The organism is Nitrospirillum bahiense (genome assembly GCF_007828025.1).
Taxonomy (GTDB): domain Bacteria; phylum Pseudomonadota; class Alphaproteobacteria; order Azospirillales; family Azospirillaceae; genus Nitrospirillum; species Nitrospirillum amazonense.
Genome location: NZ_VITO01000013.1, coordinates 1 through 15499 on the forward strand (window position 1 = coordinate 1; position 15499 = coordinate 15499).

Consider the following 15499-nt stretch of genomic DNA (forward strand, 5'->3'; position numbering starts at 1 on the left):
CATCGCAAGCCTCCTCTGTGCTTGCTCTGGTGAATCAGAAAATCCGCCTGAAGGGAATCCCCTCAGTGAGAGTCGCCATCAGCGCTCCTTGGTATCAGTTGGAGTGCTGAATAGTCTTAAGCAGCGTGATGCCAGTTTCTGGAAAGACGAAAAAGAAGCACTCAACTTTTCTAATTTCATCGGCATGCAGCTGATGCGGACCAAACGAATGAAGCAAAAGTACCTGGAAGGCTTCCCCGATCAGCGCCGCGATATCGCGGAGCGGACTTGGCCGCTCCTGCGTACGTTTGCCGTAACAGGCATGGGTTGGAGCCTTTTTGCGCAGCGACAAGAATTTCAGTTCGCATTCTTGTCAGCGCCCGAAGGGACAGAGTTTATCACCGGGGATCAGCCGATACGCAACCTGGTGCTGCCGGCGCAAAGTAATGATGTCGCGCTCTACTATCCCGTGTCGCCCAAAACGGCAGTAGTATTCAAACATCGAGACGTATCATCAGCTTTCGAGACGCGAACCCTCTTAAGGGATGAATTATTCGGACTCAATGCTGAAACCGACCGCCACGCACTCGAAGCAACCTTTGGGCGGTCTATCGATGTCTTAGCTGAGGCCCGTAACTACTCTACCATCTAGTTCACCCCACCGGCTGATACAGAATCACGTCCTCGAACGCGGCCAGGGCCGGCTCCATCTCCGTGGCGATGGGGTTGTGGTGGGCCAGGACGCGGGCGGCGAAACGGTTGGCGACCAGCATCTTGCGGCTGTCACCCAGCTTCAGGTCGGCCACCGCCTCCTCGCACAGCAGGGCCGTGGCCAGGGTGTCGGACAACAGGTCCAGCAGGCGCCGGCCGTGGCGGGGCGCCTGGTCCGGGTTGCGGCGCAGGTGGGACAGGGCGGCCCGGCATTCCTCCAGGCCGCCTTCCAGCAGGTCGGCGGTATCGCCCGCCTGTGGGGGCAGATCGGACAGGGCGGCCCCCACGCGGCCGAGGAAGATCTGGTCGCCCGGCCGCTTGCCCGACACCAGGCGCAGCAGCTCCAGCGCCTGGATGTTGGCCGGCCCCTCCCACACGGCGGTCACCAGGCAATCGCGGTAAAGCCGTGCGGTGGGGAATTCCTCGGTATAGCCGTTGCCGCCCACCATCTCGACAGCCGTGCGGCAGGCCTTCACCGCCTGGTCGGCGGTGCGGTACTTGGCCAGCGCCGTCACCAGGCGCAGCCAGTCGCCACCCTGTTCCGGATCGCTGGCCCCCGTCGCCAGGGCCCCCGTCGCCAGGGCCCCCGTCGCCAGGGCGTCGAAGGCGAACACCGACTCGAAGGACAGCGCCACCGCCGCCTCCAATTCCATCTGCATGTCCAGCAGCTGGTCCTGCACCATGGGGTAATGGATGACGGTCTGGCCGAACGCTGCGCGGTGCGCCGACCAGCCCAGCGATTCGACGAAGGCGCGGCGCAGCAGGCCGGCGGAGGCGACGGCGTTGTGGATGCGGCTGTACTCCAGGGCGGCCATCATGACCTTCAGCCCCTCGCCCGGTCCCGCCACCTCGAAAGCGGTGGCGCCATTGAGGTCCAGCTCCGCCGTGGCCAAGCCGCGCGTGCCCACCTTTTCCTTTAGGCGGCGGACGCTGTAGGCGTTGGGCTCACCACCTTCCAGATGGCTGGGCACCAGGTAGCAGCCCAGCCCCTTGCCGCCCGTGGGCGCGCCGTTCGGCCGGGCGGTGGCCAGGGCCAGGCCGGATCCCGCGTTGCTGGTGAACCATTTCAGGCCGTGCAGGGCCCAGGCCTCACCCGTCTTCACCGCCCGCGTGGTGGTGGCGCCCACGTCGGACCCGCCGTGCAGCTCCGTCGCCCAGGTGCCGCCTGACAGCGCCTGGCCGTCCATGCGGGTGAGATCGTGCAGGAAGCGGTCGCGCAGCTCCCTGGGCGCCACGGTGTTCAGCACATGCGCCACCGCGCCCGTCATGGTGACGGGGCAATGGATGGACACGTCCGCCTGGCTCAGCAGATAGCCCATGGTGAAGCAGGCCAGGTGCCGGCCCGATGCACCCTTTTGATACGGCAGGCCGACGGCGCCCCGGGCATAGGCCTCGGCGTGGCAGGCCAGGTAACGGGGGTTGAAGACGATGTGGCCGGGTTGAGGACCATTGGGACCGTAAGGCTGGGGCACGTGCTGTGGATTGGCGTGGCGGTCGGTGTATTCCGCCTGCTCATCCAGCGGGCCGCCGGCCCAGGCGCCGAAATCGGCCAGCCGATCCTCATGCCGCTGCAATTCCTCCGGCGCGCGCCGTTCCAGCAGGCGCTGCAGGTTGATGTCAGCGATGTACAGGTTGGTGCCCCGGGCGGTGGGGGGAACCTCATCCGGCTGGATCATGGAGTTTTACCTTGTTCCCTCAGGCGCCGGGCGGCCACATCCGTGGCCTTGGCTATCCTCGCATTTCAGTCCACTGCGTTCCCCGAAATGCTCCGGCGGACGCGGTCGCGTCCTAGGCCCGAGACGTGGCCTCGGGCCGTGGCGCTAGTCAGGTAGTGTGCGCCATGGCGGCGATGAGGGGAAGTCAGCCGGCGCCGGCCAGGCCGGGGAACAGGTTGCGCAGGCCGGTGGCGATGGTTTCCACCGCGACCGAGGCCAGCAGCAGGCCGAACAGGCGGCTCATGATGTTCAGGCCGATCTGTCCCAGACGGTTGCCGATGGGGCCGGCCAGGCGCAGGGACCCCCACAGCAACAGGCAAACGAAGACGATGCAGCCGATGATCAGGCCGCCATGGATGGGACCGTGGCCCTTCTGCATCTGGATGATGACGGCGGTGATGGCGCCGGGGCCGGCCAGCAGGGGCAGGCCCAGCGGCACCACGCCGATGGCGCTGCGTCCCTCCGCCTCGCTGGCCTCGCCCTCCGTCTGCTTCATGGCGGAAACGTTGGCGTTCAGCATGGACAGGGCGATCAGCAGCAGCACCAGGCCGCCGCCCACGCGGAAGCTGTCCAGGCTGGTGCCCAGCAGGCGCAGCACCAGGTCGCCCACCAGGGCCGAGACGATCAGGACGGTGGCCACGGTCAGCACCGCCTGCTGGGCGATCAGGTTACGCTCCCGCTGGCTGCGGCCCTCGGTCAATCCCAGGAAGATGGGGATGGCGGCGAAAGGGGTCAGAATGGCGAACAGCGCGATGACGAACTTGCTGTATTCCTGCCACGACGCCACGAACGATGAAAGATCCAAGGCCACCCCCGCACCATGCCCGCGCCCAGTCGCGGGTTCGGGGCAGAGTAGCGTTGGCGGTGGCGGCGCTTCAACCGCTCAGCGTGCAGTTCCTTAACGGAAAAACGCCGCCACGATCTCCAGCGCCGCGTCCACGGCCGCCGTATCCACATCCAGGTGGGTGACCCAGCGCTGCATGCCATAGGTGCTGGTGACGGCGACGCCGTGGACCTTCAGGTGGGCATTGAAGGCGTCGGCCACGTCGGACGCCACGGCCACGAACAGGATGTTGGTGTCGGGCGGGGTGACGGTCAGGGCGGGGAAGGCCGAGAGACCCTCGGCCAGGCGGCGGGCGTTGGCGTGGTCATCGGCCAGCCGGCCGACGTTGTGCTCCAGCGCGTACAGGCCGGCGGCGGCCAGGATGCCCACCTGGCGCAGGCCGCCGCCCAGCATCTTGCGGATGCGCCGGGCGCGCGTGATCAGGTCGCCCTCGCCCACCAGCACGCTGCCCACCGGCGCGCCCAGGCCCTTGGACAGGCAAACGGACACGGTGTCGAAGCCCGCCGCCGCCTCGGCCGCCGGCACACCCAGGGCTGTCGCGGCGTTGAACACGCGGGCACCATCCAGGTGGGTGGCCAGGCCGTGGCGGCGGGCCAGATCGACGGCATCTCTCATATAGGACAGGGGCAGGGCGCGGCCGCCCAGCGTGTTCTCCAACGCCAGCAGGCGGGTGCGGGCGAAGTGCGGATCATCCGGCTTGATAGCCGCCTGAATGTCGGCCAGGGCCAGGGTGCCATCGGCCTGGTGGGCGATGGGCTGGGGCTGGATGCTGCCCAGCACGGCGGCCCCGCCCGCTTCCCAGCGATAGCAATGGGCCATCTGGCCCACGATGTACTCATCGCCCCGGCCGCAATGGGCCATCAGCGCCGCCAGGTTGGATTGCGTGCCCGACGGCAGGTACAGGCCCGCCGCCTTGCCCAGCATCGCCGCCGCCGTCTCCTCCAGCCGCTTCACCGTCGGATCGTCGCCAAACACGTCGTCGCCGACCTCCGCATTCGCCATGGCTTGACGCATGGCGGGGCTGGGACGAGTGACGGTGTCGCTGCGGAAATCGTAGCGGATCATGGGAAAGGTCCTTTCAGGCGAAGTCAGCCAACGGCGCGGCGATCTTTACCACAGAAGGACGGAGACGGGATCGGAGAGGCGGCGCGTCAAATGGCCGTCAGCCGTTATCGCGTCGGCGGGCCCGGGCGATGCCCTCGGCAATAATCTCTTCCACGTTGCGGGTAGAAAAGAGGCCGGCATCCGCCTCATCCGCACCAAGCTTGATGGCGGCACGGAGCACTTCCAGTTCCGACTGCTCCGACAGGGCGGGAGCATCTTGCGTGTCGATGCGCTGGGTCATGCCGAATTATATGCGGGCGGGAACGGCTTTTGTCCATTCCCGCCCGTGACAGGTTGCTTACTTGATACCGTCGCCCAGCGCCTGGTCGATAAGGGCTTTGGTCTCGGCGACGCCGTACAGGGCGATGAAGCTGCCCATGCGGGGGCCGGTGCTCTGGCCCAACAGCACCTCATAGAGGGTCAGGAACCAGGCGCGCAGTTCGGTGAAGGGATGGCGCTTGCCGATCTCATAGACCTCGTTCTGCAAGGCCTCGGCGTTGGTCAGCTGTTCGGCCGGCCACTGGGCCAGGGCCGCGCGCAATTCCTCCAGGGCCGCCCGCTCCACATCGGTGGGGGCGCGGTAGACCTTGGTGGGCTTCACGCGGTCCTGGTAGTAGGCGACGGCGTAGCCGACCAGCCGGTCCAGGAAGGGGCTGTTGGCCGGGGTGGCGGCCGGGGCGTAGCGGCTGATGAAGCCCCACATCACCTCCGCATTTTCCGCGTTCGCGGCACCGGCCAGATTCAGCAGGATGCCGAAGGACAGGTTGGTCTTCAGCTGGTCCGCAGCGGTGGCCCACGCCGGCACTTGGCCGTTGTGGATGTGCCAGGCCGGGTTCTCCAGCGCCTTAGCCGGCTCTTCGCTCTTCAGCTTATCGACGAAGGTCAGGTAGTCGTCGACGGCGCGCGGGATGACGTCGAAGAACAGCTTCTTGGCCGCCCGCGGCTTCTGGAACATGTAGAGGGCCAGGCTTTCCGGCGGGGCGTAGCGCAGCCACTCTTCCATCGTCAGGCCGTTGCCCTTGGACTTGCTGATCTTCTGGCCCTTGTCGTCCAGGAACAGCTCGTAATTGAAGCCCTCGGGCGGCTGGGCGCCCAGGATGCGGCAGATCTTGCCAGCCAGCTCGACGGAGGGGATCAGGTCCTTGCCCGCCATCTCGTAATCGACGCCCAGGGCGAACCAGCGCATGCCCCAGTCGGGCTTCCACTGCAGCTTCACATGGCCGCCGGTGACGGGGGTCTCGACCTTCTTGCCGTCCTCATCCTCGAACACCACGGTGCCGGCATCCGGGTTGATCTCCAGCATCGGCACCTGCAGCACGCGGCCGGTGCTGGGGCTGATGGGCAGGAAGGGGCTGTAGGTCGCCCGGCGTTCCTCGCCCAGGGTAGGCAGCATCACGCCCATGATCTCGTCATAGTGGCGCAGCACGGCCAGCAGGGCGTGATCGAACCGGCCGGAGGTGTACCAGTCGGTGCTGCTCTGGAATTCGTACTCGAAGCCGTAGCTGTCCAGGAAGGCGCGCAGGCGGGCGTTGTTGTGGTGGCCGAAGCTCTCATGCGTGCCGAAGGGGTCCGGCACCTTGGTCAGCGGCTTGCCCAGGTGCTGCGCCACCATCTCGCGGTTGGGGATGTTGTCCGGAACCTTGCGCAGGCCGTCCATGTCGTCGGAGAAGGCGAACAGGCGGGTGGGCACGCCCGGCGCCAGCCGCTGGAAGGCCTGGCGCACCATGGTGGTGCGGGCCACCTCGCCGAAGGTGCCGATGTGCGGCAGGCCCGAGGGGCCGTAGCCGGTCTCGAACAGGACGTAGCCTTTGGGCGGGGCCTTGTCGCCGTAGCGCGCGACCAGTTTGCGCGCCTCCTCAAACGGCCAAGCCTTCGCCTCGCGTGCCAGTTCCTGTTCCGTCGCCATCGCGGTCACTCACGTCAATTCGGATGTGGAAAACGCCCGGCTCCACACCAGTGCCGAGTCGGGCTCGGCACCCTAGGCGCTGCCAGGAATACGGTCAATCCGGGGTCTAGGCGGCCCCGCCCTGCGCCGCCGATTCCCCTTCGCCATTTTCTTGCTCCTGGGGATCGTACACCCAGCGCCGGCGCGCCTCGGCCAGGGTGCCGGTGGCGATGGCCTCCCGCACGTCGCGCAGCAGGCGATTCATGGTGGCGACGTTGTGGATGGACAGCAGCTGCATGGCCAGCAGCTCACCCGCCTTCAGCAGGTGGTGGATGTAGGCGCGGCTGAAATTGCTGCAGGCGTAGCAGTCGCAGGCCGGATCGATGGGCAGCGGATCCTCGCGGAAGCGGGAATTGCGCATGTTCAGCCGCTCCCCCTTCGCCTTGGGCGCCAGGGCCCAGCCGTGGCGGGCGATGCGGGTGGGGCTGACGCAGTCGAAGGTGTCGATGCCTTGGACCACGCCGGCGAAGATGTCGCGGATGCCGCCGATGCCCAGCAGATGCACCGGCCGGTCGGGGTGGGTGTGGGGCATGGTCATGGCCACCACCTCATCCATCTGCGCGGTGTTGGCGCCCAGGCTGCCGCCCACGGCGGTGCCGAAGAAGGGGCGGTCCTTGGTATAGGTGGCGCTTTCCTTGCGCAGATCCTCGTACACCCCGCCCTGGATGATGCCATAGAGCGCCTGGGGCAGGCCGTTGTAGCTCATGCCCCCGCCCTTCACGAATTCCTTCAAGGACCGGTCGCCCCAGCGGTGGCTCAGCGCCATGGACTTGGCGGTATAGGCGCGGTCGACGTGAAAGGGCGTGCACTCGTCGAACTGCACGATCAGGTCGGCGCCCAGCTTGCGCTGGATGTCGATGGACAGCTCAGGGGACAGGAACAGCTTCTCGCCGTTCATGTAGCTGCGGAAGGTGGCACCCTTCTCAGTGATCTTCAGCAGGGTGGTGTCGCGCGTCTGGGTGCGGCGGCCCTTGATCTCATCCGCCACCGAGCCGTGGCCCATGGAGAAAATCTGGAAGCCGCCCGAGTCGGTCAGCATGGGGCCGTCCCAGCCCATGAAGCGGTGCAGGCCACCCATCTTGGCGACGATGTCGGCGCCCGGCTGGATCATCAGGTGATAGGTGTTGGACAGGATGATGTCCGTCTTCTCCGCCCGCATCTGCGCCGGCGTGACGCCTTTGATCGACGCCTTGGTGCCGCAGAAGATGAAGTTTGGGGTGGAGATGGTGCCGTGCGGCGTGGTCAGCCGGCCCAGGCGCGCCCGGCTATCGGGGGCCTTGTGGGTGATCTCGAACGAGAACCCGGGGTAGGAGGTCGGCAGATCGGACATGGGGACGGGCTCTGGAACAAAAGGGATGGGAAACAAAAGGGATGAAGGGCCGGTCAGGCGGTCGCCTTGGCCGGCAGGTGCGGTTTCAGCGCGCGGCGCGACAGATACATGAACGGCGTGTCCAGCAGGCTGGCGGCCACCCGCATCAGATAGGTGCCCAGGATGTAGGTGAACACCAGGGCGTGCCAGTCCACTGGCGTTTCGGCGAAGACGCGCCAGGCCAAGATGCTGAAAACGGTGTTGTCGATCAGCGCCGACACCATGGTGGAGCCGTTGTTGCGCAGCCACAGGTGCTTTTGCCCCGTCGCCCCCCGGATCTTCTGATAAATCCAGACGTCGCACAGCTGGCTGGCCAGGTATGAGGCCATGCCGGACAGGAACAGGGCCGGGGCAGGCAGAAACAATGCGGCCAGATGGTCTTGCGTCGACAGTGCCCAGGCCATGTCATTGCCGGCCTGTTCCGCCGTCATGGGACGGAAACCCAGGGTGATCAGCATCATCAGCGTGAACAGCAGATAGCCCGCGAAGCTGAGATAGATGCCGCGCCGCGCCGCTTCCCGCCCGTAATGCTCGGTCAGGATGTCGGTGGCGAGATAGGTGGAGCTGAACAGGATCGTGCCCATGGCCACGGGGTGTTCGTAGAAGGGGAATTGAACCGCCTTCAACACCTCGACGTTGGCGCCGATGATGGCGACGATGATGTAGATATAGAGGCCGGACTGTCCGAACAGCCGGGCGAGCGCCAGGATGGCGCTGAAACAGAACAGCATCTGACCCACCAGCAGGGCTGCGGGCGGCAGGCCGTTCAGGAATTCGACGAGAGCGGCGGGCGAGAGCGTCATGGATGTGAGGCCCCAGCCCGCAGGCAAGGCGATCGTCACGCAGGAATGCTTATGGGCCGCAGGCGGACCGCCCGGCAACACTCATTCGGCAGCATTCGTTCACAAGGATCGGGGCGGCACCCAATGGGGCCGCCCCATTCCCGGAAGGCGTGCGATGCTTAGGCGGCGGCCTTGTTGGCCAGGACCTTGGCGATGCGGCGCTTCACCCGGCGCGCATCCAGCGACAGCTCACTGTCCTTCATGTCCAGCAGGGCGCTGTCCAGGCCGCCCTTGTGCTCGATCGTGCGGATGCCCTTGGTGGACAGGCGCAGACGGACCATGGTGCCCAGCGCGTCGCTCAGCAGCGAGGTCTCCTGGAGGTTGGGCAGGAAACGCCGGCGGGTCTTGTTGTTGGCATGGCTAACATTGTTGCCGAACTGCAGACCTTTGCCGGTCACATCGCACTTGCGGGCCATTGGAGCACCTTCACGGAATAACAAGAATGACGACCCCGGGCGCACACCGCTCCGGAGGGAAGCGGCGATATAACCGAAGGGGCGGCGGAGAGTCAAGGGCGCCCCTGGAAAAACCAGGGGGCAGTCGCCGGCATTCCTGCCATGGCCTGACGGAGAATCAGACTAGAACAGGGGCCGGCGGCCACGGGGCGCTACTGATGACCACTCGGGCACCGGGAGTCAATGCCATGCCGTTTTTTCTTGGGCGAGGGACGGGGGCTATTCACGCAGATCAATCCCCCGTCCGGGACATCTCCAGATCAACGCGGTGGGGTTTGCCTTTGTGGATGAACTCCCCCACGAAACTCAGCCTGTCCTTGGTACGGGCATAGGTGATGCGCTCGCCGGCGTGGGATCCGACACCGTCGAATACCACGCTCTGCAGGCTACACTGGCTGGCGACAAAGGTGACGGGCGCCGTCTTGTCCTCCCAAGCGCGGGCCAGGGTGCCGTCGAAATGGCGCAGCCGCAGGGTGACCTTGCCATCGGAGGGCGCCAGGCTCAACGCCTCCACGAAATGGGGCGTGCCATCCTTGGCCGTCTCCCACGCGCTGCCGGCCAGGGTACCGCCGGGCAGCAGGACCCAGCGCTCCTCGCCTGCGGTATCGATGGCGGTGTTGCTCCAGGCGCCTTGCAGCCAGTGCAGGGCCTCCAGCGTGCAGGTCTCCGCCCGGGCCGGGGCGGACGCCAGCAGGGGCACCAACAGGACGGCGGCGATGGGGCGCATGGTCACTCCTCGTGGCGGAAGCGGGCAAGCAGGGACCGGGCCGCCATGGCCGGGGTCTGGGTCCCGGCCGTGACCGCCGACTCGGCCCCGCCCAGCTGGGCGCGCACGGCTGGATCGCTGGTGAAGGCCGCCAGCAGGTTTTCACGGATTTCATTCCACATCCAGGCGCGCGCCTGGTCGGCCCGGCGGCCGTCCAGCCGGCCGCTGGCGGCCTGGGCGTCGCGGAACCGTCCTATGGTGTCCCACACCCCGTCCACGCCCGTGCCCGTGATGGCGGAACAGCTCAGCACCGGCACGGTCCAGTCCGGCGTGGCTGGCCGCAGCAGCGCCAGGGCATGGCGGTACTCGGCCACGGCATGACGGGCCTGGGCCACCAGGTCGCCATCGGCCTTGTTGACCACCACCAGGTCGGCCAGTTCCACGATGCCTTTCTTCAGCCCCTGCAACTCGTCGCCGCCGGCCGGCAGCAGCAGCAGCAGGAACAGGTCGACCATGTCGGCCACCGCCGTTTCCGACTGGCCCACCCCCACCGTCTCCACCACGATGACGTCGAAGCCGGCGGCCTCACACAACAGCATGGCCTCGCGCGTGCGCCGGGCGACGCCGCCCAGGGTGCTGCCGGCGGGTGAGGGGCGGATGAAGGCGGCCGGGTCGCGCGACAGCTGCTCCATGCGCGTCTTGTCGCCCAGGATGGACCCGCCGGTGCGCTGGCTGGACGGGTCGATGGCCAGCACCGCCACCTTATGCCCCCGGCCGATGACGTGCAGGCCGAAGGCCTCGATGAAGGTGGACTTGCCCACGCCCGGCACGCCGGTGATGCCCACCCGCACCGACCGTCCGGCATGGGGCAGCAGCCGGGCCAGCAGGGCGTCGGCTTGGGCGCGATGGTCGGCGCGGGTCGATTCGACCAGGGTGATGGCCCGCGCCAGGGCCCGCCGGTCCCCCGCCAGCAGCGGTTCCGCCAAGCCAGTCGGATCAGCAGGCGACTCGAGGTGCAGGGGGGTATCGGCGTTCATGACGCAACGGGCCTCAGGCAAAGGGTCCTTCGACGGTCCATACCCCAGAACTTTGGTCCGGGCGATTGCCGATGTCAAAAAACGGCCCGTCAAATGGCTATCGCCGTGATGGCCATTGGCGTGCGGCATGCAGCAGACGAAGTATCCGTACAGTGTCGCCGGCCACTTGATAGATCATGATGTAATTGGGGTGGATGACCAGTTCACGGGTTCCGGCGACACGGCCTGGCCGCCCGGCGCCATGATGCTTGGCCAAGAGAATGGCCCTTTTGGAGAAAAGATCGTCCAAAGTCAGAGCCGCAGCCAAGTTTTCCTGGGCGATATACTCCCGAATCTGCTTCCGGTTGACGGTCGCGGAACGCGTCCAAATCAGCTTCACGAGGCGAGGCCGGTCAGCTTGCGCCGGGCCTCGGCCCGCCATGCTTCCGCTTCCGCCTCCACCTCTTCCGCCGACACCGTGTCACCGGCATTAGCCTCATCGATACCCGCCTGGACCTCAGCTCGGAACCAAGCATCGTAATCGGCGGCCTCTTGCCGCTGCCGCACGAAGTCCCGCATGTAGTCGCGCAACAGTTGGGCACCGGTGCGATCATGGGACTTAGCGGCTTCGGCGAAGGCGGCTTTCAGCGTCTCATCCACCCGGAAGGTAAAGGTCGTTTCGGTCATGGGACCGCCTCATGTGTTACAGGGTGCGTGCAATGTAGCACGCACCCGTCACCCTAAAACAGGCTCGGTCGAGGCGTCATTTGGTGCGGCCACGCCGCCCTCCGGCACCGGGTCGGCCGTCTGTTGCCGCGCCCATAGCTCGGCATAGGCGCCGCCCAGGGCCAGCAGGTCGGCATGGCGGCCGCGCTCGCGCACGCGGCCTTCCTCCAGCACGATGATCTCGTCGGCGTCCACCACGGTGGACAGGCGATGGGCGATGACCAGGGTGGTGCGCCCGCGGCTGACCTCGCGCAGGTTGCGTTGGATTTCCCGCTCGGTATGGGTGTCCAGGGCGCTGGTGGCCTCGTCGAACATCAGGATGGGCGGGTTCTTCAGGATGGTGCGGGCGATGGCCACGCGCTGCTTCTCGCCACCGGACAGCTTCAGGCCGCGCTCACCCACCGTGGTGTCCCAGCCGTCGGGCAATCCCGCGATAAAGCCGTCGATGTGGGCCAGTGCCGCCGCGTGCTCCACCTGGCTTTGCGTCGCCTCGGTGCGGCCGTAGGCGACGTTGTAGCGGATGGTGTCGTTGAACAGCACGGTGTCCTGCGGAACGATGCCGATGGCGGCGCGTAGGCTGGCCTGGGTGATCTGGGTGATGTCCTGCCCGTCGATCAGGATGCGGCCACCGTTGGCGTCGTAGAAGCGGAACAACAGCCGCGACAGGGTGGACTTGCCCGCACCACTCGGGCCCACAATGGCCACGGTGCGGCCGGCGGGCACGGTGAAGCTGATGCCCTTCAGGATGGGCCGGCGGGGATCATAGCCGAAGGACACGTCCTCGAACCGCACCTCCCCACCGCTGATGGCCAGCGGCTGGGCGCCAGGGGCATCAGCCACCTCGCGGTCCACGGCCAGCAGCACAAACATCTTCTCCATGTCGATCAGGGCTTCCTTCACCCCGCGATAGACGAAGCCGAAGATGTTCAGCGGCTGGTACAGCTGCAGCATGTAGGTGTTCACCAGGACGAAGTCGCCCAGGGTCAGGGTGCCCGCCTCGATGCCACTGGCCGCCATCCACATGACGGCCACCAGGCCCACGGCGATGATGAAGCTCTGGCCCACGTTCAGGATGGACAGCGAGGTCTGGGTGCGCACCGCCGCCTGCTCATAGACCTTCAGCGCGCGATCGTACCGCTGGGCCTCATGCTCCTCATTGCCGAAGTACTTCACCGTCTCATAGTTCAGCAGGGTGTCGATGGCGCGGGCGCTGGCCTTGGTGTCGCTTTCCACCATCTGGCGGCGGATGCGGGTGCGCCAGTTGCTGATGATGACGGTGAAGGCGATGTAGCCGCCCACGGCCACGAAGGTCACCAGGGCGAACCAGATGTTGAACAGGCGCCACAGGATGCCGGTGACCAGCAGGATCTCCAGCACCGTGGGCAGGATGTTGAACAGGGCCGTGGACAGCAGGGTCTCGATGGCCTTGGTGCCCCGCTCGATGGAACGGGACAGGCCGCCGGTCTGCCGTTCCAGGTGGAAGCGCAGCGACAGGCCGTGCAGGTGGCGGAAGACGCTCAGCGCCGCCTTGCGCATGGCGCGCTGGGCCACCCGCTCGAACACGCTGTCGCGCAGTTCGCCGAAGGCCAGCGACAGCACGCGCGCCAGGCCGTAGGACAGGATGGCCAGCACCGGCACCACGGCGGCGTTGGCCTTGATACCCTCGCCCAGCTGGTCCACCGCGTGCTTGTAAAAGACGGGGATGGTGACGCTGGCCGCCTTGGCGCCCAGCAGCAGCAGCATGGAGATGACGACCCGCCCGCGGGTGCCCCAGTCGCCCTTGGGCCAGACATAGGGCAGCAGCATGGCCAGCGCCTTGCCCTCCCCCATCTGCGGACGGGTGGGCCGGGGTTCCGGCGGGGCGGGTGACGGATGGGTGGGCATGGCGGTTTGGGTCATCAGCACTAGATGGGGCGGCGGGGCGGTTGGAGTAGGGCGGGGCGGCCATGTGATTGCGGCCGGCCCGGCCGGGGCGCAGCGACGGCCGTCACCTGTCAGCGCCTGTCGTTCAGCAATTGGCGGATGGCTTCGGCCAGCAGGCGGTAGGCGCGGTCGTCGCCCTTGTCGGCGGCGGCCGCCGCCTTGTCCGCCTGGGCGCGGAAGCGGGCGTAACCCTGGTCGCGGCGCAGGCTGTCCCGAGCGCCCGCGGCCAGCACGTCGTCCAGGGTGGACGGCACCTCAGCCGTCCCAGTCGCAGTGGGTGCCGAGGTGGGCGCCGCGACTTTGGGTTTGGTCGGCAACGGCTTGGACGGCCGTTTGAACGGCGACATGGGGGCGCCCTCGGGATACTGGGACCGGAAGGGCCCCATCATGCCCCCGTCACGGCAACATCGCCAGCGCCGGGCCGGGCGGCACCTGGCGGTCGGGCGGGAAAATGACGGTGACGCGGGTGCCGCCGCCGGGCGGGCATTCCACCAGCAGGGTGCCGCCGTGCAGGTCCATCAGGCGGCGGACGATGAACAGGCCCAGGCCGCTGCCGCCGTGGCGCCGGCGCAGCGAGGGCTCCGCCTGCAGGAAGGGCTGGGTGCCCAGGTTCTCCAGCACGTAGCGGGAGATGCCGGGGCCTGTGTCGATGACCGACAGGGCCAGCCCCTCGCGCCGGATGTCGGCCGACACCGTCACCCGGCCGCCGTCGGGCGTGAACTTCACGGCGTTGCCCAGCAGGTTCAGCAGCACCTGGCGCAGGGCCGTGGGATCCAGCATGGCGTGCAGACCGGCGGCGCCGGCCACGGTGATTTCGATCTTGCGCTGCAGGTTGCCGGCCTGGATCTGGCGTACCGCCACCGCGACCTCGGCCGCGATGTCCACCACCTTGTCCTCCAGCTCGAACCGGCCCGCCTCCATGCGCGCCACGTCCAGGATGTCGTTCACCAGCTCCAGCAGATGCAGGCCGCTGACACGGATGTCCTCGGCATAGTCGGCGTAGCGTGCGTCTCCCACCGGGCCGTAGGTCTGTTGGGTGATCAATTCGCTGAAGCCGATGATGGCGTTCAGCGGCGTGCGCAACTCGTGGCTCATGCTGGCCAGGAAGGCGCTCTTGCTGCGGCTGGCCATTTCGGCGTCGTGGCGGGCGCGGGCCAGCTGGCCATCCGTCTCCTTGCGCACGGTAATATCCATGAGCGAGCCCAGCAGGCGGGTCGGCCGGGGGGGCATGTCCCCGGTGCCCGTCGCCGGCCAGACGCCCTGGCCGCGCACGTGGAACCAGCGGGTGACCCCGTCGGCGCAGACCATGGGTAGTTCCAGGTCGAAGGGCTGGCACAGGCGCAGGTGGCTGCGCACATGGGAAAAGGCCCGCGCCCGCTCCGCCTTGGGGATCATGCCCAGCACGCGGCGGGGGCCCTGGCCGCCCGCCGGCAGGCGCAGCAGGGTCTGGGCCTGGCCGGACAGGTGCAGGCTGCCGTCGCCCAGATGCCAGTCCCAGATGCCGACGGCGGAGCCGCCGGTCGCGAGCTCGTACCGTTCCTTTTCCTGGCGCATGGTCTCGGCCGCCTGATGCTGGGCCGTCAGGTCGATGGCCATGCCGACATAGCCCAGCCGCTCGCCCTCGCGCGCCGTCACGGGCAAGGCCTCGCACAGCACCCAAACGATGCGGCCGTCGGGGCGGCAGATGCGGAACTCCTCGGCATAGCGTTCCCCCCGCTGGGTGGCCGCCAGCCAGCGGGATTGTGCGCGCTTGTGATCCTCGGGATGGATCAGCCACCATTCCCAGCTGCCGCCCGGCTCCAGCTCCGCCGGCATGCCGGTGATCTCGCGCAGGCGCGGATTACGGTAGGTGATCTGGCCCGTCGAATCGACATGGAAAATGCCCACGGGCGCCATGTCGGCCAACGCGCTGTAGCGCGCCTGGCTGATGACCAGCTCCCGGGTCTTGCGGGCGTCAGCGGCCAGGGCCCGCACCAACACGCGGTGCAGCAACAGCGCCGTGACCATGACGAATCCCACGCCCTTGACCGGCCCCACCCACGCCGCATGGACAGGACCCAGCATCATGTCCAGCGCGATGTCGGAACCCAGGACCCACAACCCGCCCAGCAAGGCGTAGCCCAGGCAAATCCGTGTTGCCGCCCCCAACCGCACCCTGGGTCCC

The 15499-nt window shown here is 67.3% G+C and carries 16 protein-coding genes; 1 reads left to right on the forward strand and 15 read right to left on the reverse strand.

All coding sequences use genetic code 11. The features are described from left to right. Positions 1-631, forward strand: a 631-nt coding sequence (locus FBZ88_RS18505; protein WP_211102719.1) for a DUF4238 domain-containing protein, incomplete at its 5' end; no start/stop codon positions are given. Position 632: 1 nt separating this feature from the next. Here FBZ88_RS18505 and FBZ88_RS18510 read toward each other — a convergent pair. The 15 genes from FBZ88_RS18510 to FBZ88_RS18580 all read right to left on the reverse strand — a co-directional run bounded on the left by FBZ88_RS18510 (position 633) and on the right by FBZ88_RS18580 (position 15489). Beyond that, complete coding sequence (locus tag FBZ88_RS18510; protein WP_145618671.1) at positions 633-2366, reverse strand: acyl-CoA dehydrogenase family protein; 1734 nt, start codon at positions 2364-2366, stop codon at positions 633-635. Between the two features lie 184 nt (positions 2367-2550). Beyond that, positions 2551-3210: a MarC family protein gene (locus tag FBZ88_RS18515; protein WP_186464478.1), complete on the reverse strand. Its 660-nt coding sequence runs from the start codon at positions 3208-3210 to the stop codon at positions 2551-2553. A gap of 93 nt (positions 3211-3303) precedes the next feature. Beyond that, complete coding sequence (gene ltaE / locus FBZ88_RS18520) at positions 3304-4314, reverse strand: low-specificity L-threonine aldolase (protein WP_145618673.1); 1011 nt, start codon at positions 4312-4314, stop codon at positions 3304-3306. Between the two features lie 97 nt (positions 4315-4411). Further along, positions 4412-4594: a hypothetical protein gene (locus FBZ88_RS18525; protein WP_145618674.1), complete on the reverse strand. Its 183-nt coding sequence runs from the start codon at positions 4592-4594 to the stop codon at positions 4412-4414. Positions 4595-4651: 57 nt separating this feature from the next. After that, positions 4652-6259 carry a lysine--tRNA ligase gene (locus tag FBZ88_RS18530; protein WP_145618675.1) on the reverse strand — a complete coding sequence of 536 codons (1608 nt, stop codon included), beginning with the start codon at positions 6257-6259 and terminating at the stop codon, positions 4652-4654. A 106-nt stretch (positions 6260-6365) separates the two neighbouring features. After that, positions 6366-7628, reverse strand: a complete 1263-nt coding sequence (tgt, locus tag FBZ88_RS18535) for a tRNA guanosine(34) transglycosylase Tgt (RefSeq protein WP_145618676.1) — start codon at positions 7626-7628, stop codon at positions 6366-6368. Between the two features lie 53 nt (positions 7629-7681). Continuing rightward, positions 7682-8470 (reverse strand): queuosine precursor transporter, encoded by a 789-nt coding sequence (locus FBZ88_RS18540; protein WP_145618677.1) that lies wholly within the window; start codon positions 8468-8470, stop codon positions 7682-7684. Positions 8471-8628: 158 nt separating this feature from the next. Continuing rightward, entirely contained in the window at positions 8629-8925 is a 297-nt protein-coding gene (rpmB, locus tag FBZ88_RS18545; RefSeq protein WP_040846783.1) for a 50S ribosomal protein L28, read from the reverse strand. A 271-nt stretch (positions 8926-9196) separates the two neighbouring features. Then, on the reverse strand, positions 9197-9691 hold the full coding sequence (locus FBZ88_RS18550) for a DUF6265 family protein (protein WP_145618678.1): 495 nt from the start codon (positions 9689-9691) through the stop codon (positions 9197-9199). A gap of 2 nt (positions 9692-9693) precedes the next feature. Further along, the gene (gene meaB / locus FBZ88_RS18555) at positions 9694-10707 is read right to left on the reverse strand and encodes a methylmalonyl Co-A mutase-associated GTPase MeaB (RefSeq protein ID WP_145618679.1); all 1014 of its coding nucleotides are present in this window, start codon (positions 10705-10707) and stop codon (positions 9694-9696) included. 97 nt (positions 10708-10804) lie between these two features. Beyond that, on the reverse strand, positions 10805-11128 hold the full coding sequence (locus FBZ88_RS18560) for a type II toxin-antitoxin system RelE/ParE family toxin (protein ID WP_186464479.1): 324 nt from the start codon (positions 11126-11128) through the stop codon (positions 10805-10807). Continuing rightward, on the reverse strand, positions 11083-11373 hold the full coding sequence (locus tag FBZ88_RS18565) for a CopG family ribbon-helix-helix protein (protein WP_145618681.1): 291 nt from the start codon (positions 11371-11373) through the stop codon (positions 11083-11085). Before FBZ88_RS18565 ends, FBZ88_RS18560 begins: the two co-directional genes overlap by 46 nt. 48 nt (positions 11374-11421) lie before the next feature. Continuing rightward, the gene (locus FBZ88_RS18570; protein ID WP_411861201.1) at positions 11422-13296 is read right to left on the reverse strand and encodes an ABCB family ABC transporter ATP-binding protein/permease; all 1875 of its coding nucleotides are present in this window, start codon (positions 13294-13296) and stop codon (positions 11422-11424) included. Positions 13297-13406: 110 nt separating this feature from the next. Then, positions 13407-13682, reverse strand: a complete 276-nt coding sequence (locus FBZ88_RS18575) for a hypothetical protein (protein ID WP_145618683.1) — start codon at positions 13680-13682, stop codon at positions 13407-13409. 49 nt (positions 13683-13731) lie between these two features. Then, positions 13732-15489 carry a PAS domain-containing sensor histidine kinase gene (locus FBZ88_RS18580; protein WP_145618684.1) on the reverse strand — a complete coding sequence of 586 codons (1758 nt, stop codon included), beginning with the start codon at positions 15487-15489 and terminating at the stop codon, positions 13732-13734. Positions 15490-15499: the final 10 nt, after the last annotated feature.

Coding starts and splice junctions, on each gene's coding strand:
- FBZ88_RS18510 (WP_145618671.1), bottom strand. CDS start 2,366: ATGATCCAGCCGGATGAGGTTCCCCCCACCGCCCGGGGCACCAACCTG.
- ltaE (WP_145618673.1), bottom strand. CDS start 4,314: ATGATCCGCTACGATTTCCGCAGCGACACCGTCACTCGTCCCAGCCCC.
- FBZ88_RS18525 (WP_145618674.1), bottom strand. CDS start 4,594: ATGACCCAGCGCATCGACACGCAAGATGCTCCCGCCCTGTCGGAGCAG.
- FBZ88_RS18530 (WP_145618675.1), bottom strand. CDS start 6,259: ATGGCGACGGAACAGGAACTGGCACGCGAGGCGAAGGCTTGGCCGTTT.
- tgt (WP_145618676.1), bottom strand. CDS start 7,628: ATGTCCGATCTGCCGACCTCCTACCCCGGGTTCTCGTTCGAGATCACC.
- FBZ88_RS18540 (WP_145618677.1), bottom strand. CDS start 8,470: ATGACGCTCTCGCCCGCCGCTCTCGTCGAATTCCTGAACGGCCTGCCG.
- rpmB (WP_040846783.1), bottom strand. CDS start 8,925: ATGGCCCGCAAGTGCGATGTGACCGGCAAAGGTCTGCAGTTCGGCAAC.
- FBZ88_RS18550 (WP_145618678.1), bottom strand. CDS start 9,691: ATGCGCCCCATCGCCGCCGTCCTGTTGGTGCCCCTGCTGGCGTCCGCC.
- meaB (WP_145618679.1), bottom strand. CDS start 10,707: ATGAACGCCGATACCCCCCTGCACCTCGAGTCGCCTGCTGATCCGACT.
- FBZ88_RS18560 (WP_186464479.1), bottom strand. CDS start 11,128: ATGGCGGGCCGAGGCCCGGCGCAAGCTGACCGGCCTCGCCTCGTGAAG.
- FBZ88_RS18565 (WP_145618681.1), bottom strand. CDS start 11,373: ATGACCGAAACGACCTTTACCTTCCGGGTGGATGAGACGCTGAAAGCC.
- FBZ88_RS18570 (WP_411861201.1), bottom strand. CDS start 13,296: ATGCCCACCCATCCGTCACCCGCCCCGCCGGAACCCCGGCCCACCCGT.
- FBZ88_RS18575 (WP_145618683.1), bottom strand. CDS start 13,682: ATGTCGCCGTTCAAACGGCCGTCCAAGCCGTTGCCGACCAAACCCAAA.